The sequence below is a fragment of the Diaphorobacter sp. JS3050 genome (genome assembly GCF_013154915.1).
Lineage (GTDB): Bacteria > Pseudomonadota > Gammaproteobacteria > Burkholderiales > Burkholderiaceae_C > Diaphorobacter > Diaphorobacter nitroreducens.
In genome coordinates, this window is sequence record NZ_CP053553.1 from 136,717 (window position 1) to 155,020 (window position 18,304).

Genomic DNA, 18,304 nt, shown 5'->3' on the forward strand with positions numbered 1-18,304 from the left:
AATCGCCTCTAGCGCTTATCCAGCAAGCGGTAGAAGCTATTAATTGAGTAGCAAGAAGCCTCCCCTCGGGAGGCCGCCACCGTTGGCGCGGGGCTCGCGCTCTGCGACACTGGGGCGCCATGGCCTCCTCCATCGACCCGCCCCGTCCGCCGCTGGCACCCGCCGTGCGCGTGCTGGCCGAGGCTGCGCTGCAGCGGCAGAACTGGCTGCTGGCCGCGCCGGCAGCGCCCACCCCGGCGGGCGCCGCGCCAGCAGGCTCCGCGCCGACCGACGCTCCCCCTGTGCCGTTCTCGCCAAACCTGCTGCCGACGGCGCTGCCCCCATGCCTGCCGTGCCGGCAGGCCGTGAGCGGGTAAGCCTTTCCGATCAGGCACGCCAGGGCCTGCAGGCGATGGCTGGCGGCGCGGTTGCACCGTCCAGGGCAGCGGCCGCATCCCACGGGCCTGCGGCTCTTTCCGCCGATGCCGTGGCGGACGAGGGCGCTTTTGCGCGCGCCGCGGCCATCCCTGCGCCGTGGCCTGCCCAGGGTGTGGGGGCGCCGCTGCTGCGGCTGTTGAATACGCTGGTGCAGCAACTCGGCCCGGCAGGCGGCGCGGCGCCGCGTGTGCTGGCGGCCCAGCCGTGGCCCGCCGGCACCGACCCGGCGGCCGGCGGCACCGGACTGCCGGCTTTGCAGATTGCGCGCGTGGCGCAAGGCATGGTGTACACGCCCGACGGTGCGCGCGGCTTCACGCTCACGCTGCGCCTGCCTGCTGCCGCAATGCCTGCGCTGCCGTCTGCGCCCACCGCGCCAGCGGCCCTGCCGGTGGGCTTTGCCGGACCGCCACAGGCGCTGGCGCCCGGCCTGTTCGCGCTGGTGCTGCAAGGCCCGGGCGCCGCGGGCCAGCGCACCAGCGGGTGGATGTCGCTGGACCTGGCGCCGGCACCCGGTGCGGCCGCCGTGGTGTACGGGCGCGACCTGCTGCAGGCGCGCACCGACCCCTGGCTGGCCCTGGCCGCGCTGCAGGCCAGCGGCCAGTCGCGTGTGCAAGAACACGACCGTGCGGCCGAGCCCCCCTGCAGCGCGCCCGGCTGCCCCTACGAAGGCCGCGCACCCTGCGTGCAGCCCTTCTGCCTGGCGCTGCGCGTGCAGCCGGCGCCGCTTGCGGCACCGACGGGGCCTGGCTAGGGCGAAACACCCGATTCCCTTGCCATCGCGACCGCGCCAGCATGGCGCACGACCGTAACCCTTGCCCTCTGGAGTCTTGCCCATGGCCGTCAGCGTTTTCGACTTGTTCAAGATCGGCATCGGGCCGTCCAGTTCGCACACCGTGGGGCCCATGCGCGCTGCGCGGCTGTTCGCGCAGCGGCTGGCGCGCGAGGGGGTGCTGGCGCAGGTGGCGCGCGTGCGCAGCACGCTCTACGGCTCGCTGGGCGCCACGGGGCGCGGGCACGCGAGCGACCGCGCCGTGCTGCTGGGCCTGGCCGGCCATGCGCCGGACACCGTGGAGGTGGACGCCATCGAGCCGCTCATCGCCCGCATCCGAAGCCGGCGCCGCCTGCCGCTGGCCGACGGCCCCGAAGTGGCATTCGACGAGGCGGCCGACCTGCTGCTGGTGCCCGACGTCACGCTGCCACTGCACGCCAACGGCATGCGTTTCGAGGCTTTCGATGCGGCGGGCGGCACGCTGGCCGCACAGGTGTACTACTCGGTGGGCGGCGGCTTCATCGTGAGCGAGGAGGCGGCCGCCGACGCACAGCGCCAGGCCGCCATCGCACCCGACACCGAGGTGCTGCCGCTGCCCTTTCACAGTGGCGAACAGCTGCTGGCGCAGGCCGCGGCGCAGGGCGGATCGATCGCGCAGGTGATGCGCGTGAACGAACGCCACTGGCGCACCGACGCCGAGATCGACGCCGGCCTGCTCGCCATCTGGCGCGCCATGCAGGACTGCGTGGCGCGCGGCTGCAGCGTGGGCGGCGTGCTGCCCGGCGGCTTCCAGGTGCGCCGGCGTGCGCCCGCGCTGCACCAGGCGCTGCAGAACGCGCCCGACACCCAGCAGGACCCGCTGCAGGTGATCGACTGGGTGAACCTGTTCGCCCTGGCCGTGAACGAGGAGAACGCCGCCGGCGGGCGCGTGGTCACGGCCCCCACCAATGGCGCGGCGGGCATCGTGCCGGCGGTGCTGCATTACTACTGGCGCTTCATTCCCGGCGCTACCGAGGCTGGCGTGGTCGACTTCCTGCTCACGGCTGGCGCCATCGGCATCCTGTACAAGGAGAACGCCTCCATCTCGGGCGCCGAGGTGGGCTGCCAGGGCGAGGTGGGCGTGGCCTGCTCCATGGCCGCGGCGGGCCTGTGCGCCGTGCTGGGCGGCACGCCCGCGCAGGTGGAGAACGCCGCCGAGATCGGCATGGAGCACCACCTGGGCCTGACCTGCGACCCGGTGGGCGGGCTGGTGCAGATCCCGTGCATCGAGCGCAACGCCCTGGCTTCGGTGAAGGCCATCAACGCCGCGCGCATGGCGCTGCATGGCGACGGGACGCACCATGTGAGCCTGGACCAGGTCATCAAGACCATGCGCGAGACCGGCGCGGACATGATGACCAAGTACAAGGAGACTTCGCGCGGCGGCCTCGCGGTGAACATCGTGGAGTGCTGACGCGCTACGACCCGTAGCGCCCTGTTTCCCATACCTTTTCGCTTTCCATCCCTGGCCCGCATGCACAACCCCGCTTCGCCCACCGATACCCTCCTGCCCGCCCTGGCGCGGCCCGCCATCCAGAGCCTGGGCGGATCGCTGATCCGCGAAGTCGCCAACACCGGCATGGGGCGCGCGGACGTGCTGCCCTTCTGGTTCGGCGAGTCCGACCAGCCCACGCCGCAGTTCATCCGGGATGCGGCGGCGCAGTCGCTCGGCTCGGGCGAGACCTTCTATTCGCAGAATCTGGGCCGGCCCTACCTGCGCGAGGCCATCGCGCAATATCTGTCGGACCTGCACGGACGCGAGGTGTCCGCCCAGCGCATCGGCGCTGTGGCCTCGGGCGATGCCGGGCTGATGCTTACCTGCCAGATGCTGCTGTCGCCGGGCGACCGCGTGGTGGCCGTCACGCCGCTGTGGCCCAACCTGCTGGAGATGCCGCGCATCCTGGGCGCGCAGGTTGAACGCGTGCCACTGGCGGTGCGGGGCGGGCGCTGGACGCTTGCGCTGGATCGGCTGCTGGATGCGCTCACGCCGGGCACGCGCATGCTCATCCTCAATTCACCCAACAACCCCACGGGCTGGACCATCGATGAGGAAAGCCTGGTGGCGATCCTCGCGCACTGCCGCCGCCATGGCATTTGGATTCTGAGCGACGACGTGTACGAGCGTCTGGTATACGACCCGCAGCTGGCCAGCGCACCTTCTTTCCTGCGCCACTACGCACCGGGCGACCGCATCATCTCGGTCAACAGTTGTTCCAAGGCGTGGTGCATGACGGGTTGGCGCGCGGGTTGGATGGTGGTGCCCGAGGCGCTGGAGGCCGACCTGGGCAAGGTCATTGAATACAACTTCTCCTGCATCTTCGAGCCCGTGCAGCGCGCCGCAACGGTGGCTTTGCAGCAGGGCGAGGCGCATGTGGCGCAGCTGCGCGCGGGCCTCGTGGAAAGCCGCCGGCTGCTGGTGCAAGCGCTGCGTGCCGTGCCGGGTGTGGAAGTGCCCGATGCCGGCGGGGCGATGTACGTGTTCTTCCGCCTGGCGGGCTTTGACGACTCCCTGGCGCTTGCCAAACATCTGGTGAGCGAGGTCGGCTTGGGCCTGGCGCCGGGCGCGGCCTTCGGCCCCGAGGGTGAAGGCTGGCTGCGCTGGTGCCACGCGGTGTCCGACGGGGCCAGACTGCGTGAGGGCGTGGAGCGTCTTGCTCGATTCGTGCAGCGTGCCACGGCTTGACAGGCGTGTGCGGCCGGCGGCCGCAGTCACCACGTGTACACGCGTCCCCGCCGTCCTTTCAACCTGCCTAAGCATGGGTTGCTGAATCACGAAGCGTGTCTCCCATGAAACCCTGAGCCGTCGCCGTCAGCCTGCCCTTATCGTGTGGTGAACCCCATTGCACACGACAAGGACACGACATGCCCCTGCGCAGCCATCTGCTTGCCCTCTGCCTGACCGCCCTTCCGCTGGCCACCTGGGCTGCCTGGCCCGAGCGTCCCATCACCATCGTCGTGCCAGCCGCTGCGGGCGGCACCACCGACATCGCGGCGCGCGTGCTGGCCGAAAAGATGACCAAGGACCTGGGCACTTCCATCGTCGTGGAGAACAAGGGTGGCGGCGGCGGCAGCATCGGCACTGCGCAGGTGGCGCGCGCCAAGCCCGACGGCTACACGCTGCTCATGGGCAACATCGGCCCGGTGGCGATCAACTTCAGCCTCTACAAGCAGCTCAGCTACAAGGAAAGCGACCTGCGCGGCATCACCAACGTGATCTCCGTGCCCAACATCCTCGTGGTCCATGCCGACTCCCCCGTGCGCAGTGCGCAGGAGCTGGTCAGCCTGGCGAAGACGCGCCGCCTCAATGTGTCCACCTCGGGCGTGGGGCAGTCCCCCCACATGTCCTCGGAGATGTTCCGTCAGAAGTCCGGTATCGAAGTGACCCTGGTGCCTTATCCCGGCGCGGCGCCTGCCGTCACGGCGCTGCTGGGGCAGCAGGTGGATTTCATGATCGACAACCTGCCCAGCTCCATGCCGCACATCAAGGCCGGCAAGTTCCGCGCGCTGGCCATCACCAGCGCCGAGCGCTCGGGGCAACTGCCTGATGTGCCGACCATGGCCGAGGCCGGCGTGCCCATGCAGGTCACGGCCTGGTTCGGCCTGCTGGCGCCGACCGGCACGCCCGATGCGGTGGTCGAGCGCCTGCAGCAATCGGCGCGCAAGGCCATGCAGACGCCCGAGGTGCGCCAGCGCTTTGCCGAACTGGGTGGCGTGCCCGGTGGCGAGACGCCGGCCGAGTACGACGCCTTCATCGCCCAGGAACGCAAGAGCTGGGCACAGATCGTCAAGGCGGCGGGCCTGTCCCTCGAATAACCCGGGCGGGGCGCGCGCCCCGTCTTTTCACTGCTCTCCCGATTCCATGCATCCAGACATCGAACACCTGCTGGCCCAGCCCTTCGGCTCGCTGCCCGAACTGATAGAACGCCAGGCCGCGCACCGCCCCGGCCACACTGCCCTGGTCCTGGAGGACCGGCGCCTGGACTACGCCGCGCTGCACGCCGGCATGGACCGCGTGGCGCGCAGCCTGCAGCGTGACGGCATGCAACCCGGCGATGTGGTGGCCATCTGCGCAGGCACCTCGGTCGAATATGTGCTGGCCTACCTGGGCGCTCTGCGCGCCGGCGTGGCCGTGGCGCCGCTGGCGCCTTCGGCCACGGCCGAGCACCTGAGCGCCATGCTGGACAACTGCGGCGCGCGCCTGGTGCTGCGCGACCGCGAGGTGGCCGCGCAATGGCCGCTGCATGCCGGCGCTGCGCTGCGTTGCGTGGCCCTGGACGATGCGCCCGAAGCGGGCGAGCCCTGGTCGCAATGGCTGGTCCAGGGCGACGGCGCACCGGCACCGATCATGCCCGCGCCCGACTGGCCGTTCAACGTGATCTATTCCTCGGGCACCACGGGCGTGCCCAAGGGCATCGTGCAGTCCTGGGCCATGCGCTGGGCGCATGTGCGGCGCGCAGTCACCAACGGCTACGGGCCCGATGCCGTCTCGCTGTGCGCCACGCCGCTGTATTCCAACACCACGCTGGTGGCGGCGCTGCCCACGCTGGCGCTGGGCGGCACGCTGGTGCTGATGCGCAAGTTCGATGCCAAGCGCTATCTGGCGCTGGCCCAGCAGCACGGCGCCACCCACACCATGCTGGTGCCCGTGCAGTACCAGCGCCTGATGGCCTGCCCGGATTTCGACCGCACGGACTTGAGCTGGCTGCAACACAAGTTCTGTACCAGCGCGCCCTTCAGTGCCGCGCTCAAGGCCGAGGTGCTGCGGCGCTGGCCGGGCCGGCTCATCGAGTACTACGGCATGACCGAAGGCGGCGTGCGCTGCGAACTGCACTGCCATGACTTTCCGCACAAGCTGCACACCGTGGGCCGCCCGGGCGAGGGCGCCGACATCCGGTTCATCGACGAGCAGGGGCGCGAACTGCCTGCGGGCGAGCAGGGCGAGATCGTCGGCCGCTCGGCTGGGATGATGAGCGGCTACTACCGCCTGCCGGACAAGACGCGCGAGGCCGAGTGGTTCGATGCGGAAGGCCGGCGCTACATCCGCAGCGGCGACGTGGGCCGGCTGGACGCGGACGGCTTCATCGTGCTGGGCGACCGCAAGAAGGACATGATCATCACGGGCGGCTTCAACGTCTACCCGAGCGACATCGAGGCTGTGCTGTGCCAGCACCCGCAGGTGGCCGAGTGCGCCGTGGTCGGCGTGCCCTCCGAGCAGTGGGGCGAGACACCCGTGGCCTATGTGGTGGGGCGCTCGGGCTCACAGCCCACCGCAGAAGAATTGCGCGAATGGCTCAACACCCGCGTGGGCAAGACCCAGCGCGTGGCCGACCTGCGGCTGGTCGAGCGCCTGCCGCGCAGCGAGATCGGCAAGGTGCTCAAGCGCACGCTGCGCGAGCAGTACCTGCAAGCGGCGCCCATCGCCGGCTGACTTTCCTCTCACCACCCGGAGACTGCCATGTCACTGCCTCGTCCCTCGCGGCTGCGCCGCGCCTTGCTCGCCAGCATGGCCCTGACCGCCAGCGCCCTGCTGGCGCCCGTTGCCTACGCCGCGGACGCCTGGCCCGCCAAGCCGATCCAGCTCGTGATTCCCTACCCGCCTGGTGGCAGCGCCGACCTGCTGGGGCGCCCCTTGGCGATGCAGTTGCAGCAGCAGCTGGGCCAGCCCGTGGTGCTGGAGTACAAACCCGGGGCGGGCGGCACGCTGGCCTCGCAGTATGTGGCGCGGGCCAAGCCCGATGGCTACACCGTGTTCATGGTGCTGGCCGCGCATGCCATCAACGACAGCCTTTATCCCAAGCTGCCCTACGACACGCGCAAGGACTTCGCCCCCGTGTCGCTGGTGGCCAACCTGCCCATGGTGGTGGCGGCCAGCGGCAAGCTGCCTGCAAAAAACATCCATGAGCTGATCCAGGCCGCCAAGGCGGCGCCGGGCAAGCTCACCTTTGGCTCTGCCGGCAACGGCAACACCGGGCACCTCGCGGCGGAATACTTCAGCAGCATCGCCGGGGTCAAGATGACGCACGTTCCCTACAAGGGCAGCGCCGGCGTGGTCAATGCCATGCTGGCGGGTGACATCGACCTCACGTTCGACAGCATCTCCACCTCCATGCCGCACATCCGCGGCGGGCGCATGCATGCGCTGGCCGTCACCAGCCCCCAGCGCTCGGCCCTGGCGCCCGAGGTGCCGACGGTGCAGGAGCAGGGCATGGCCGGCTTTGACGTGACCGGCTGGTATGCGCTGATCGCGCCGGCCGGCACGCCACCCGAGATCACCCAGCGCCTGAGCCGGGAAATCGCCACCGCGCTGCGCCAGCCCCAGCTGCAGGCGCAGTTGGCCGCCGGCGGCTACGAGCCCGTGGGCTCCACGCCCGAGGCGCTGCAAACGCACATCGAGCGCGAGATCACGCGCTGGGCCGCCGTGGTCAAGTCCACGGGCGCCAAGGTGGATTAAGCGATCAGTGCAGTCTCACTGCTGTGAAGAACTTGCTCATAAGTCCGAAGATGGTTCGTCGGCTTCGATGAATACATGAAGCGAGCCGGGCTCGCCCTGGCCCACAATGTGCTGAAAGTAATGCGAGTGCCAGCGGTGCAGCGCATGCACGAAGGCGAGTGCCTGGCAGTGGTTGCGGCCTCGGCCGTCAACTCCACGGGGGCCTTCCGGTTCGAAATCTAAGAGGGCGCACTCAGTGGGGAGTTGTTTATGCAATTACTCAAGAACATAGAGACCGAGCGTGAAAGACCAGTCACGCGCACCGGCGTGGCACACAATCCGTTGCCTCAACGGGCGAAATTCTGAGCGAGCGCGTGTATGCCCAATTGCAATCGGTGGCCGATGACCCGGCCTTGGTTCGATCATTCTTCAGGCATCCATCTGTTGCCTATATTTCTGACTTGTGAGTAATACCGCTACGGGTGAAGACACGCATTCCATTGAGTACGATGCGTGGAAATAGCACGGGGGATAAATGCAATATGACCTGACAGATTTCAGGGTATTCGCCAATATTGCCGAGGAGTCGAATCTGACCCGAGGTGCGGCCAAGTCGTTTCTGTCGGTACCAGCCACCAGCCAGCGCATCAAGAATCTGGAAGACGTGCTTGGTGTGAAGTTGCTGCAGCGCACTACACAAGGTGTGGCAATCACGGAAGCAGGCAAGATGTACCTGTCGCACGCTCGGCAGATACTCGGCCAACTGGAGTTGCTGACCAGCGATCTGCAGGCCCTCGGCTCAGGCGCGACCGGACTCTTGAAGGTGCTGGCCAATACGACGGCAATCACTGAGTTCCTGCCTACAGTGATGAGCGATTACTTGGGTCAGCACCCCCAGGTCAAAATCGACTTGCGTGAGAGGCTGAGCGACGAGGCGGTTCGCGCCGTGCGGGAGGGCGCGGCAGACCTGGGAATTATCTCGGGAAGCGTACCGACCGAAGACTTAGAGGTCCAAAGCTTCGCCCATTCGCGCCTAGTGGTCATCGCACCTGCCGGCCACCGTGTACTGCAACAGGAGTCGGTGCTATTCAGCGAACTTTTGGACGAGGAATTCGTCGCCTTGCTTGACGGAAGCGCAACGCAGGAGTTCCTGCGCCAGCACGCACTAAAGCTGCACCGCGCGCTGAAAGTCCGAGTTCAGGCGGCCGGCTTTGATGCGGTCTTCCGTATGGTTGAAGCCGGTGCGGGTATCGGCATCATGCCGGAGGTAGTGCTACAACGCCTCAACGTCAATGAAACGGTTGGCGTGTGCGCGCTGAAGGACGCTTGGGCAATTCGCGAATACCAGCTGTGCGCAAAATCGTTCGCAAACTTGCCGCTCTTCGCCCGCGAGTTCGTCGAGACAATCCTGCGGCACTATCGACTTTAAATTGCCGTACAACTCACCAGAGCAGGGGCTCGAACCGAAAGCCTGCCCCCTCCCGCCGAACGAACCCGGCGTAGGGGTTGCCGAAATGCACCGGCAATACCAGCGTTTCGCGATCCGCGGAACTTGCGAGGAACTCCATGCGCGTCTTCCGCGCCTGGTCTGGCCAGATGCAGTAGCCTGAATTTATTTCAGGATGTACGATCTGGATCGGGTTGTGACAGATATCGCCGCTGAAAATTGCCTCCTCACCGCGCGATCGGATACGGAAAGCGACTTGGCCCGGGCTGTGCCCGCGAGCGTCTTCCACCTGCAAGCAGTCGCCGATCTCCATGCCCGGTTTCAACATGACAGACATGCCTGCATCGACAATCGGCATCACGCTGTCCTCAAAGGAAGCACCGAAAACATCCAGGCCTTCTTGCTTGTTGCGACCGGATTCACAAAAAAGGAAGTCATCCTGCGGCAAGTAGTAGCGCGCGTTTGGAAAGGTGGGGGTCCAGCGCCCGTCCAGCCAGCGGGTATTCCATCCCACGTGGTCCATGTGCAGATGAGTCAAGGCTACATGCGTCACCTTGTCGGGTGGTGCACCCGCCGCTTCGAGCCACTCCAGCACCAGGGAGTTGAGGTTGTGCATGCGTGCCATGCCCTCGCGCGGCTTGCGGTTTCCAACCCCGGTATCCACGACGATGATGTTGCTGCCCGCGTGCACTACCCACAGCTGCACCGTCAGGATCAGCTTGTTCATGAGGGGAATCCAGTGATGCGGAGACATCCACTCGCGATTGGACTCCAGTAATTCCTGCGAGAGGTCGGGAAGTAAGAATTTCGGATCGTGGGTCGGCCCAGAATACTCGTGGATGCGGGTGACGCGCACGTCACCAATCATGCGGGTGTCGATCATTTCATCGCCCTCTTGTGTTCACTTGATCGAGGAGGGATGCTTGGCGAGTGGCACCACTTCCATCTTGAAATAGGGAAACATGGGTAAGGAACTCAGCAAGTCGTGCAGTTCGTCGTTGCTGTCGCAGTCGAAAATACTGATGTTGGCAAATTTGCCGGCCACACGCCACAAATGGACGAATTTCCCCTGCTTTTGCAGTTCAACGGCGCGGGCCTTTTCACGCTCCTTCAGTTGCTGGATCTCCTCGGCGCTCAGGTCGCGAGGCAGGCTGACTTCCATCATTACGCAATACAGCATGGCTTCTTTCTTTCTTGAGGTTATGGGAATTTGCACTTGTCAGGCAGCGTGGCCTGAATCACCAACTCGGTTGTCGGGCTGTGCGAAAAATGATTCGTAGATGGACGCCGCTGATGCTGCGTCCATGGGATAGGCGTCCAACAACCTCGCTACGAAACGCGGGCTGTGGATGGACATGAAGTGGCCAGACGAAATATGCAGCGCTTCAATCTGTGGTGCAAGTGCAGCTAGCCGGTCGATCTCGGCGGGAGTGCGCAACGGATCATGTTCCCCGGCCACAAAAACGGTGCGGTTTGGCAGCTGCGGCAGGTCAGCGGTGAGATCGACTTCCGCAAGCATCCCGTACAGCGCGCCCAGGCTGCGAGAGTCCGTGGCAAGCCAGCGGCTGCGATATGCGGCATACAGTTCCGTGTCGGTGCGCAATACCTGCGGAAACGCGCGTTCGAACAGCGCCGCACCGTCACCGCGCATGCCTTGCGAAGCAATGTTGCGCGCACGCTGGCGCGTCGCCGCGCGGGTCTGGGCGGGCACGCCGCAGGCTGGCGCCATCGCTATCAGGTGACTGACGTCAGACGGGAACCTCGAGGCGAAGCGGATCGCCACCGCAGCGCCTACGGCGATCCCCGCAAGAACCACGGGACCGCCAAAATTCACTGCCTTGAGCAGTTCGCGCAAGTCATCGACATGGTTGTCTATGTTGCAAGTCTCGACGATTTTTTCCGAAAGTCCAGCCCCGCGCATATCGTGGCAGATGAGGTTGGCATCGCCTGGAAGGTGCTCGATCACACGTAACCAGCTTTCGATGCTTCCGCCCATCTCATGAATAAGCACCATGCGTCGGCCTGTGCCCAACCGGTGGCAGTAGCGCAGGCCGACTCCATTGACCTCAATCCAGTTCATATTGCTGATCATAACATTGAATTGCCGTTGTCTCGCCGCGCGTCAATGCCATGGCAACGTGGTGTTTCAGCATATCGCGGGTATGCGCACCACGGCGCCATGCCACTACGTCCTCGAGCACCATGCCGAACATCAAACGGCAACAACTCTCGGTCTCGTAGCTGAGACGCCTTGTGGCGCCCAGGTTGTCCGTCTACCACGACATCGAGGGTAGAGAGGGTCTCTGCGGCGGCGATGGTGCCCGACGGATCGCGGAAGAAAGTGACCTCGAAACAGGATCCCAATCGTGACCATTCGGCCATGCGAGGCGCGGCTTGCTGATAGTCGTACAGCACCGCGCAGCGAACTGCTCTCATGCCCATAGTGGCACGCTAATCGAGAACCGCACCGGAAATCTTGACGCGTTCTGCTTGGTAGGCTCGGTCCTTGGCGAGGTAGGCGGCAAAGTCCTTGGGGCTTGAGGCCACTGGCAGGTAGGCAAAGGGCTCGGTGTACTTCTCACGGAACTTTGGATCGTTCATGACCGTTTGCACGGAAGCGGCGATCTTGTCCACGATGGCTTGCGGCGTGCCGGCGGGTGCAGTCATGGCCATGATGAAGGTTGCCTGGACGTCCTTGACCCCCAGCTCCTTGAAGGTCGGAACTTGAGGCAGTGTTGGAATGCGTTGCGGGGCCGAGATCACGAGCGCTTTTAGCTTCTTGTCGGCAATGAACGGTGCGGCAGCCGACACCGCCAGGAACGCAGAGTCGATCTGACCACTAGCGAGCTCGGGCAGCAAAGGAGCGGCGCCCTTGTATGGCACGTGAACGAACGCAATGTTTGTGTCTTTGGCGAGCATTGACATCGGCAGGTGGGTCACGCCGCCCATGCAGGTGGAGCCGTAGCTGATGGGATTGCTCGCACGGGAGCGCGCCAAGTCCAGAAATTCCTTCAGGGTGTTTGCGGGAAAATTGATTGGTGTAACCAGCACCATTGGTACCTGCACCAACTGCGTTACAGCGGTGAAGTCCTTGTTGGGGTTGTACGGAAGTTTTTTGTAAAGGTATTGGTTTTGCGTCAAAGGGCCTTCGGTGGAAGCGAAAAGCGTGTAGCCATCCGCTGGAGCCCTCGCCACAACCTGCGCCCCGATGGCCTCGTTCGCTCCGGGCTTGTTGTCGATCACCACCGGCTGCTTCCACTCTTCTGTCAGGCGCTGCCCGAGCGCTCGCATCAGTGAGTCGACCGGCCCACCGGCGGAGAAGCTGACCACCACAGTGACCGGCTTTGATGGGTAGTCGGATGCATGAACCAACGATAGCGACGATAGGGCCAGCGCTCCGGCCACTAGCGCCATAGACGCGCGAACTGATTTCAACATTTTGATTGTCTCCTTGGTAGTTTTCAATGATGCGACGGATCGGCAAGCGCCTCCGTCTCAAAGTGCAATTGCGCACCGGTAGCAACCTGCAACTGCGCCGGCGAAACGCCCGGGGCAATTTCTATCACCGTCAACCCGTGCTCCCGAACGTCCAACACAGCCAGATCGGTGTAGATGCGTGAAACGCAACGCACGCCGGTCAATGGATAGCTGCATTCATGCACGATCTTGTGCACGCCACCCTTACCAGCATGTTCCATGATGACGAAGACACGTTTCGCGCCAATGGCGAGATCCATCGCTCCACCGACCGCTGGAATCGCGTTCGGGTCGCCGGTATGCCAGTTGGCCAGGTCGCCATGCGAGGAGACTTGGAAGGCTCCGAGCACACAGATGTCGAGGTGTCCTCCGCGCATCATTGCGAACGAATCGGCGTGGTGGAACAGGGCTGCGCCAGACAGCAGCTTGATGGGTTCCTTGCCCGCGTTGATCAGGTCGGGATCTACCTCTTGGAGGCTTGGTCGGAGCCAGCGGCCCAGAAGCCCGTTCTCGCTGTGAAGGATCACCTCGCGGTCCGTGGGGATATGGTTAGCTACGAGCGTTGGAAGCCCGATGCCCAGATTGACATAGGCGCCTTCGGGAATGTCCTGGGCTACGCGCCTGGCGATTCGGTTTCTGGCGTCCGGCGTCATGCTGCCAACTCCTGCGTTTGGGTGTTACCCCTCAGAACCATGCGATGAACGAAGATGTTCGGAGTGACAACGCTTTCTGGATCGATCGCCCCCAGTGGCAAAAGTTCAGCGATGGAGGCGACCGTGCAGCGTGCTGCCGTGGCCATCACCGGACCGAAATTGCGAGCCAATTTGCGATAGACCAAGTTGCCCCACCGGTCCGCCTGCTCTGCCTTGACCAGCGCGTAGTCCAGGTACAGCGGCAGCTCAAGAACATAGTCCCTTCCGTTCATCCGGCGCGTCTCCTTGCCATCGGCCAATGCAGTGCCGAACGCCGTGGGCGTGAGGAACCCGCCAATGCCCGCACCGGCGGCGCGCAGTCGTTCTGCAAGGCTGCCTTGCGGAACCAGTTCGAGCTCGAGATGTCCGCCGCGGTAGAGCTCGTCAAATACATACGAGTCGGCCGCACGCGGAAAAGAGCAGACGATCTTCGAAACCAGCCCGGCTTTCAATAGGCGGGCGACGCCCACTTCGCCGCCTCCCGCGTTGTTACTGACAAGGGTTAAGTTGCGTGCACCACGGTCTACCAGCGCGTTGATTAGTTCGTCCGGAACGCCGGAGTTGCCGAAACCCCCAATGCCGATGACGGCGCCGTCAGGGACATCCGCGAGGGCCGATGCGGCGTCCGCCATTAGCTTGTTGATCATTTCTTCCTTCGTGGGTGGGCACCTTCTATGGTGTCCTTCGGGAGCGAAGAATGGCGGCTTGGCGGGAGGTGGTCAATTTCGAACTTCGAAAGTCGATGTTTGGTTTCAAGAACGACGTCGTTGATGTTCGCTTCCTGCAAGGGCAACGGCGGATTTAACACTTGCAGCCCCGCATCAAGCAGTGGTAGCGGCCTCAGCGTCAACGGCAAGGAGCTTTCTGGTTGCCGATGACCCGGCGTTGGTTTCGATCATTTTTTGAACATCTTTCTCTGTTGCCGATATCTCAGACTGTAGTAACAAGATGATGAGCGCCTTTTTCCGACGAAACACTTACCGCAGCGATGTCCCGAGGCATTGCAATGATTTGGAACCGCACCAGTCGGGCAAAACCGGCGATGTATGTTCCGTTGTGTGTCCCACCATCCATTAGGCTTACCCCATGCAAAACCTGTCTCACACCCCATCCCATCCCACCAATCCTTTCGCCGGCGAAGCCCCCGACATGTTCTTTGGCCTGCCCATGGCCATGGCCCGCGCCATGGCGCTGCGCGGTGAGCGCATCGGCCACGACATGGCCCAGGTGCGCATGCGTTTCCAGGCGGACCAGGCCAACAGCCGCGGCGAGGTCCACGGCGGATCGATCGCTACGCTGCTGGACTGCACGCTGGCTGCGGCCGCGCGCGCGCACGACCCGGCTGCCTATGGCGTGGCCACCATCGACCTGACGCTGCATTACGTCGCCGCGGGCACGGGCGATCTGATTGCCACCGCGCGCTGCGAGCGGCGCGGCCGCTCCATCAGCTTCGTGCGCGGCGAAGTGCGCGCCGAGGACGGCACGCTGGTGGCCATGGCGACGGGCAGCTTCAAGCTGATCGCCCGCTCCACTGCATCCGCCAGCGCCTAGGCGCCAGCGGGGCTGCTCAGCTGGGTTGGACGCCTGCAGCTTGCAGCAGGCGGCCCCAGACAGGGGCTTCCTGGGCCCACAGGCGGGCGAACTTCTCGGGCGTGTCGTCGTCCACCGGTACGAAGCCGGCGGCGATGATGCGCGCCAGGCCCTCGCGGCTGGCCACGGCGTGGTTGGCAGCCTGGGCCCACTGCCGCGCCACGTCGGCCGGCATGGCTTTGGGGCCGGCAATCGCCAACCAACCCACAATCGACAGCGCATCCTGTGGGTAGCCGGCCTCGGTGAAGGTGGGCACCTCGGGTAGCAGCGGCACGCGACGCGGGCCGGTCACGGCCAGCGCGCGCAGCTTGCCCGCGTCGACGTGCGCCTTGAGCGACAGCAGGCTGCCCATGCCGATCTTGATCTGTCCGCCCAGCAGGTCCTGCACCATCGGCGCCTCACCTTTGTAGGCCACATGCGTCATGTCGGCGCCGGCCACCTCGCTGAGCGTGGTGCAGGCCAGTTGGCCGTGCGATCCGATGCCGTAGGAGCCATAGGTCAGCTTGCCCTTCTGGGAGCGGATCCAGGCCATGAAGTCCTGCAGGTTCTGCGCCGGCGTGTCGGCGGTGACCACCAGGGCGATCGGCGCGAGGCACACGCGCACCAGCGGGGTCAGCTCGGTCAGCGGGTCGTAGGGCGTTTTCTTGTACAGGTACTTGTTGGTCAGCATCGACGAGGTGGTGCCCAGCAGCGCCGTCATGCCGTCGGGCGGCGCCTTGGCGACCATCTCGCCGACGATCAGGCCGGCCGCGCCGGGCTTGTTGTCCACCACCACCGACTGGCCAAAGCGCTGCGCCATGCGCTCGCCCAGTATCCGGGCGATCACGTCGGTGGCGCCGCCGGCGGCAAAGGGCACCACCACCCGCACGGGGCGGGTGGCGAAGCCGGCGGGCGCGGCCTGCGCCCGTGCGCCCAGCGGGCCTGCCGCCGCGGTTGCGGCGGCCAGGGCCAGCAGGTGGCGCCGGTTCCATCCAAGGGGGTGGGCTTCGTGTTTCATCGCGCGTCTCCTTTGCCTGTATGGCATCTCAGTTATCCATAGCGCTACGCACCGCCCGCAGCCCATGCAACCGGCGCACCCCAAGCCAGGGCCGCCACCAAGCAAGGGCCTATGCCGGCCTAGGCCCGCGCCGCGCCGAGCCGCCCCGCAGCGAGGGCTGCGTCCCCTGCCCGCATGGCAGCAATGCGAGAGCGGGGGCAGGCGCGAAGCGACTCGGGGGGCGTCGTTTCATCTCAGTCCATCGAGATCTTGGCGGCCTCGGCCACGGCCTTCCAGTGGGCAGCGTCCTTGTCGATCTGGGCCTTGAAGTCGTCGGGCAGGGACCCCACGGGGATCAGGCCCATCTCGGTCAGGCGCTTGTTCAGCTCGGGCGACTTGACGATGGAACTCACTTCGCTGCCCAGCTTGTCCACGATGGCCTTGGGCGTGGTGGCGGGCACGAACATGCCGAACCAGCCGTTGGCTTCCAGGCCGGGGTAGCCGGCTTCGGTCATGGTGGGCACCTGGGGCAGGGCCGGGTGGCGCTGTGCGCCGGTGATGGCCAGGATGTTGATCTTGTCCGACTTGATGTGCGGGTAGGCGGCCGTGGCGTCCACGAAGGCCAGCGACAGTTGCCCGCCCAGCATGGCCGCCATCTCGGGGCCCGAGCCCTGGTAGGGAATGTGCGTGATGTCGATGCCGGCCTTTTGCTTGAAGCGCTCGCCGTTCATGTGCGACGAGGTGGCGTTGCCGTAGCTGCCGAAGTTGAGCGTGCCGGGGGCTGCCTTGGCCTTGTCCACGAACTGCTGCAGCGTGGTCACGCCCGAGCTGCGCGGCACCATCAGCAGGTCGGCCGACTTGGCCACCTGCGACACCGGGGCCAGGTCGCTCAGCTTGTAGGGCACCTTCTTGTACAGCGCCGGGATCTGCACCACGGTGGTGATGCCCATGAGCACCGTGTAGCCGTCGCCGGGCGCCTTGGCCACGGTGTCGTTGCCCAGGATGCCGCTGGCCCCGGGCTTGTTTTCCACCACCACGGCCTGGCCCAGGCGCTGGGACAGCTGCGTGCCGATCAGGCGGGCAATGATGTCCGTGCCGCCGCCGGCCGGATAGGGCACGATGACGCGGATGGGTTTGCTCGGGTAATGGTCCTGCGCCTGTGCGGCGCCCACGCCGCACGTGGCGGCCAGGGCGATCAGGGGCAGCCATTGGCCCAGGGTCTTGCGCCGGGTGAATGCCATGGTGTTGTCTCCTTGGGTTTTATGTGGAAAGGGAATGGCTCGTGCTACAGCGTGCGGGCGATGATTTCCTTCATGATCTCGTCGCTGCCGCCGTAGATGCGGCCGATGCGGGCATCGGTCCAGGCGCGGCCCACCTGGTATTCGGTCATGTAGCCGTAGCCGCCGTGCAGTTGCAGGAACTCGTCGAGCAGCTTGTTCTGCAGCGCCGTGGCGTTGAGCTTGACCATGGCGGCGCGCTCGGGCGTCAGCTTGCGCTGCATGTGCAGCCTCATGCATTCGTCGACGAACGTGCGCAGCATGGTGGCCTGCGCCTTGGCCTCGGCCAGCTTGAAGCGCGTGTTCTGGAACTCGAACACGGTCTGGCCGAAGGCCTTGCGCTCGCGCGTGTAGTCGATGGTCTTTTGCAGGAAGGACTCGATGCAGCGGGCCGCGCGCACCGCCACCACCAGGCGCTCCTGGGCCAGCTCCTGCATCAGGTACTTGAAGCCCATGTTCTCTTCGCCCAGCAGGTTGCCCACGGGCACCTTCACGTTGTCAAAGAACAGCTCGGAGGTGTCCTGCCCCATCAGGCCGATCTTTTCCAGCTTGCGGCCCTTGCTGAAACCCGGCGTGCCCTCTTCCACCACGATCAGCGACACGCCCTTGGCACCCAGGTCGGGCGCGGTCTTGCAGACCACGATCACGATCTCGGAATTGATGCCGTTGGTGATGAAGGTCTTGGCACCGTTGATGAGGTAGTGGTCGCCTTCGCTGCTCTTGACCAGTTTGGCGGTGGTGCGCACGGACTTCAGGTCGCTGCCCGCGCCGGGCTCGGTCATGGCAATGGCGCCGATCATTTCGCCGGCGGCCATCTTGGGCAGCCAGCGGTCGTGCTGCTCCTGGTTGCCGTAGGCGTAGATGTAGGGTGCCACGATGTCCGAGTGCAGCGGAAAGCCCAGCGCCGTGGCGTTGGTGCGGCCCACTTCCTCGATCAGCACGGCCGCGTGGCCGAAGTCACCGCCGCTGCCGTAGGGCTCGGGCAGCATGGTGTTGAGCAGCCCTTCGCGGCCGGCCTTGCGCCACACTTCCTTGGGCACGATGCCGTTGCGCTCCCAGTCGGCCAGGTGCGGCACGATTTCCTTGTCGAAGAAGTGGCGCACGGCGTCACGGAACTGTTCATGGTCTTCACGGAAAACGGTGCGCTGGATCAGGTCTTGCATGGTCGGTGTCTCAGGGTCTGAATGTCT

At 65.4% G+C, this 18,304-nt stretch carries 19 protein-coding genes; 9 read left to right on the plus strand and 10 right to left on the minus strand.

Translation table 11 applies throughout. From position 1 onward, the window contains the following. Positions 1-119: 119 nt before the first annotated feature. The 8 genes from HND92_RS19220 (at position 120) to HND92_RS00605 (ending at position 9,084) form a co-directional block, all read left to right on the plus strand. On the plus strand, positions 120-356 hold the full coding sequence (locus tag HND92_RS19220; protein WP_253940078.1) for a hypothetical protein: 237 nt from the start codon (positions 120-122) through the stop codon (positions 354-356). Then, positions 323-1,168 (plus strand): hypothetical protein, encoded by an 846-nt coding sequence (locus tag HND92_RS00575; RefSeq protein ID WP_253940079.1) that lies wholly within the window; start codon positions 323-325, stop codon positions 1,166-1,168. The genes HND92_RS19220 and HND92_RS00575 overlap by 34 nt, the downstream gene beginning before the upstream one ends. 82 nt (positions 1,169-1,250) lie before the next feature. Next, complete coding sequence (locus HND92_RS00580; RefSeq protein ID WP_172205148.1) at positions 1,251-2,639, plus strand: L-serine ammonia-lyase; 1,389 nt, start codon at positions 1,251-1,253, stop codon at positions 2,637-2,639. Between the two features lie 60 nt (positions 2,640-2,699). After that, the gene (locus HND92_RS00585) at positions 2,700-3,908 is read left to right on the plus strand and encodes a pyridoxal phosphate-dependent aminotransferase (protein ID WP_012655219.1); all 1,209 of its coding nucleotides are present in this window, start codon (positions 2,700-2,702) and stop codon (positions 3,906-3,908) included. 179 nt (positions 3,909-4,087) lie between these two features. Then, the gene (locus HND92_RS00590; RefSeq protein WP_172205151.1) at positions 4,088-5,038 is read left to right on the plus strand and encodes a tripartite tricarboxylate transporter substrate binding protein; all 951 of its coding nucleotides are present in this window, start codon (positions 4,088-4,090) and stop codon (positions 5,036-5,038) included. Between the two features lie 46 nt (positions 5,039-5,084). Further along, positions 5,085-6,653, plus strand: coding sequence for a class I adenylate-forming enzyme family protein (locus HND92_RS00595; RefSeq protein ID WP_172205154.1), 1,569 nt, complete (start codon positions 5,085-5,087; stop codon positions 6,651-6,653). 27 nt (positions 6,654-6,680) lie between these two features. After that, on the plus strand, positions 6,681-7,676 hold the full coding sequence (locus HND92_RS00600) for a tripartite tricarboxylate transporter substrate binding protein (protein ID WP_172205157.1): 996 nt from the start codon (positions 6,681-6,683) through the stop codon (positions 7,674-7,676). A 514-nt stretch (positions 7,677-8,190) separates the two neighbouring features. Next, positions 8,191-9,084 (plus strand): LysR family transcriptional regulator, encoded by an 894-nt coding sequence (locus HND92_RS00605; protein ID WP_172205160.1) that lies wholly within the window; start codon positions 8,191-8,193, stop codon positions 9,082-9,084. A gap of 13 nt (positions 9,085-9,097) precedes the next feature. Here the strand turns inward: HND92_RS00605 and HND92_RS00610 are convergent, their stop codons facing one another. The 7 genes from HND92_RS00610 to HND92_RS00640 all read right to left on the minus strand — a co-directional run bounded on the left by HND92_RS00610 (position 9,098) and on the right by HND92_RS00640 (position 13,918). Next, positions 9,098-9,985, minus strand: a complete 888-nt coding sequence (locus HND92_RS00610; RefSeq protein WP_172205163.1) for an MBL fold metallo-hydrolase — start codon at positions 9,983-9,985, stop codon at positions 9,098-9,100. A gap of 18 nt (positions 9,986-10,003) precedes the next feature. Beyond that, the gene (gene catC, locus HND92_RS00615; protein ID WP_172209112.1) at positions 10,004-10,282 is read right to left on the minus strand and encodes a muconolactone Delta-isomerase; all 279 of its coding nucleotides are present in this window, start codon (positions 10,280-10,282) and stop codon (positions 10,004-10,006) included. A gap of 39 nt (positions 10,283-10,321) precedes the next feature. After that, positions 10,322-11,182, minus strand: a complete 861-nt coding sequence (locus HND92_RS00620; protein ID WP_172205166.1) for an alpha/beta fold hydrolase — start codon at positions 11,180-11,182, stop codon at positions 10,322-10,324. Beyond that, on the minus strand, positions 11,169-11,306 hold the full coding sequence (locus tag HND92_RS00625; RefSeq protein ID WP_172205169.1) for a hypothetical protein: 138 nt from the start codon (positions 11,304-11,306) through the stop codon (positions 11,169-11,171). Before HND92_RS00625 ends, HND92_RS00620 begins: the two co-directional genes overlap by 14 nt. Before the next feature lie 247 nt (positions 11,307-11,553). Further along, positions 11,554-12,540 (minus strand): tripartite tricarboxylate transporter substrate binding protein, encoded by a 987-nt coding sequence (locus HND92_RS00630; RefSeq protein WP_172205172.1) that lies wholly within the window; start codon positions 12,538-12,540, stop codon positions 11,554-11,556. Between the two features lie 23 nt (positions 12,541-12,563). Continuing rightward, positions 12,564-13,232 (minus strand): 3-oxoacid CoA-transferase subunit B, encoded by a 669-nt coding sequence (locus HND92_RS00635; RefSeq protein ID WP_172205175.1) that lies wholly within the window; start codon positions 13,230-13,232, stop codon positions 12,564-12,566. Further along, complete coding sequence (locus tag HND92_RS00640) at positions 13,229-13,918, minus strand: 3-oxoacid CoA-transferase subunit A (RefSeq protein WP_172205178.1); 690 nt, start codon at positions 13,916-13,918, stop codon at positions 13,229-13,231. Before HND92_RS00640 ends, HND92_RS00635 begins: the two co-directional genes overlap by 4 nt. A gap of 439 nt (positions 13,919-14,357) precedes the next feature. On the opposite strand from HND92_RS00640, the gene HND92_RS00645 reads away from it, so the two are divergent. After that, positions 14,358-14,822: a PaaI family thioesterase gene (locus tag HND92_RS00645; protein WP_172205181.1), complete on the plus strand. Its 465-nt coding sequence runs from the start codon at positions 14,358-14,360 to the stop codon at positions 14,820-14,822. 16 nt (positions 14,823-14,838) lie between these two features. Here the strand turns inward: HND92_RS00645 and HND92_RS00650 are convergent, their stop codons facing one another. The 3 genes from HND92_RS00650 to HND92_RS00660 all read right to left on the minus strand — a co-directional run bounded on the left by HND92_RS00650 (position 14,839) and on the right by HND92_RS00660 (position 18,277). Beyond that, a complete protein-coding gene (locus tag HND92_RS00650; RefSeq protein WP_172205184.1) occupies positions 14,839-15,858 on the minus strand; it encodes a tripartite tricarboxylate transporter substrate binding protein in 1,020 nt (339 codons plus the stop codon). Positions 15,859-16,091: 233 nt separating this feature from the next. Continuing rightward, complete coding sequence (locus tag HND92_RS00655) at positions 16,092-17,078, minus strand: tripartite tricarboxylate transporter substrate binding protein (protein ID WP_012655225.1); 987 nt, start codon at positions 17,076-17,078, stop codon at positions 16,092-16,094. A gap of 44 nt (positions 17,079-17,122) precedes the next feature. After that, the gene (locus HND92_RS00660; RefSeq protein WP_172205187.1) at positions 17,123-18,277 is read right to left on the minus strand and encodes an acyl-CoA dehydrogenase family protein; all 1,155 of its coding nucleotides are present in this window, start codon (positions 18,275-18,277) and stop codon (positions 17,123-17,125) included. Positions 18,278-18,304 lie beyond the last annotated feature (27 nt).

Coding starts and splice junctions, on each gene's coding strand:
- HND92_RS19220 (WP_253940078.1), top strand. CDS start 120: ATGGCCTCCTCCATCGACCCGCCCCGTCCGCCGCTGGCACCCGCCGTG.
- HND92_RS00575 (WP_253940079.1), top strand. CDS start 323: ATGCCTGCCGTGCCGGCAGGCCGTGAGCGGGTAAGCCTTTCCGATCAG.
- HND92_RS00580 (WP_172205148.1), top strand. CDS start 1,251: ATGGCCGTCAGCGTTTTCGACTTGTTCAAGATCGGCATCGGGCCGTCC.
- HND92_RS00585 (WP_012655219.1), top strand. CDS start 2,700: ATGCACAACCCCGCTTCGCCCACCGATACCCTCCTGCCCGCCCTGGCG.
- HND92_RS00590 (WP_172205151.1), top strand. CDS start 4,088: ATGCCCCTGCGCAGCCATCTGCTTGCCCTCTGCCTGACCGCCCTTCCG.
- HND92_RS00595 (WP_172205154.1), top strand. CDS start 5,085: ATGCATCCAGACATCGAACACCTGCTGGCCCAGCCCTTCGGCTCGCTG.
- HND92_RS00600 (WP_172205157.1), top strand. CDS start 6,681: ATGTCACTGCCTCGTCCCTCGCGGCTGCGCCGCGCCTTGCTCGCCAGC.
- HND92_RS00605 (WP_172205160.1), top strand. CDS start 8,191: ATGCAATATGACCTGACAGATTTCAGGGTATTCGCCAATATTGCCGAG.
- HND92_RS00610 (WP_172205163.1), bottom strand. CDS start 9,985: ATGATCGACACCCGCATGATTGGTGACGTGCGCGTCACCCGCATCCAC.
- catC (WP_172209112.1), bottom strand. CDS start 10,282: ATGCTGTATTGCGTAATGATGGAAGTCAGCCTGCCTCGCGACCTGAGC.
- HND92_RS00620 (WP_172205166.1), bottom strand. CDS start 11,182: ATGAACTGGATTGAGGTCAATGGAGTCGGCCTGCGCTACTGCCACCGG.
- HND92_RS00625 (WP_172205169.1), bottom strand. CDS start 11,306: ATGGTGCTCGAGGACGTAGTGGCATGGCGCCGTGGTGCGCATACCCGC.
- HND92_RS00630 (WP_172205172.1), bottom strand. CDS start 12,540: ATGTTGAAATCAGTTCGCGCGTCTATGGCGCTAGTGGCCGGAGCGCTG.
- HND92_RS00635 (WP_172205175.1), bottom strand. CDS start 13,232: ATGACGCCGGACGCCAGAAACCGAATCGCCAGGCGCGTAGCCCAGGAC.
- HND92_RS00640 (WP_172205178.1), bottom strand. CDS start 13,918: ATGATCAACAAGCTAATGGCGGACGCCGCATCGGCCCTCGCGGATGTC.
- HND92_RS00645 (WP_172205181.1), top strand. CDS start 14,358: ATGCAAAACCTGTCTCACACCCCATCCCATCCCACCAATCCTTTCGCC.
- HND92_RS00650 (WP_172205184.1), bottom strand. CDS start 15,858: ATGAAACACGAAGCCCACCCCCTTGGATGGAACCGGCGCCACCTGCTG.
- HND92_RS00655 (WP_012655225.1), bottom strand. CDS start 17,078: ATGGCATTCACCCGGCGCAAGACCCTGGGCCAATGGCTGCCCCTGATC.
- HND92_RS00660 (WP_172205187.1), bottom strand. CDS start 18,277: ATGCAAGACCTGATCCAGCGCACCGTTTTCCGTGAAGACCATGAACAG.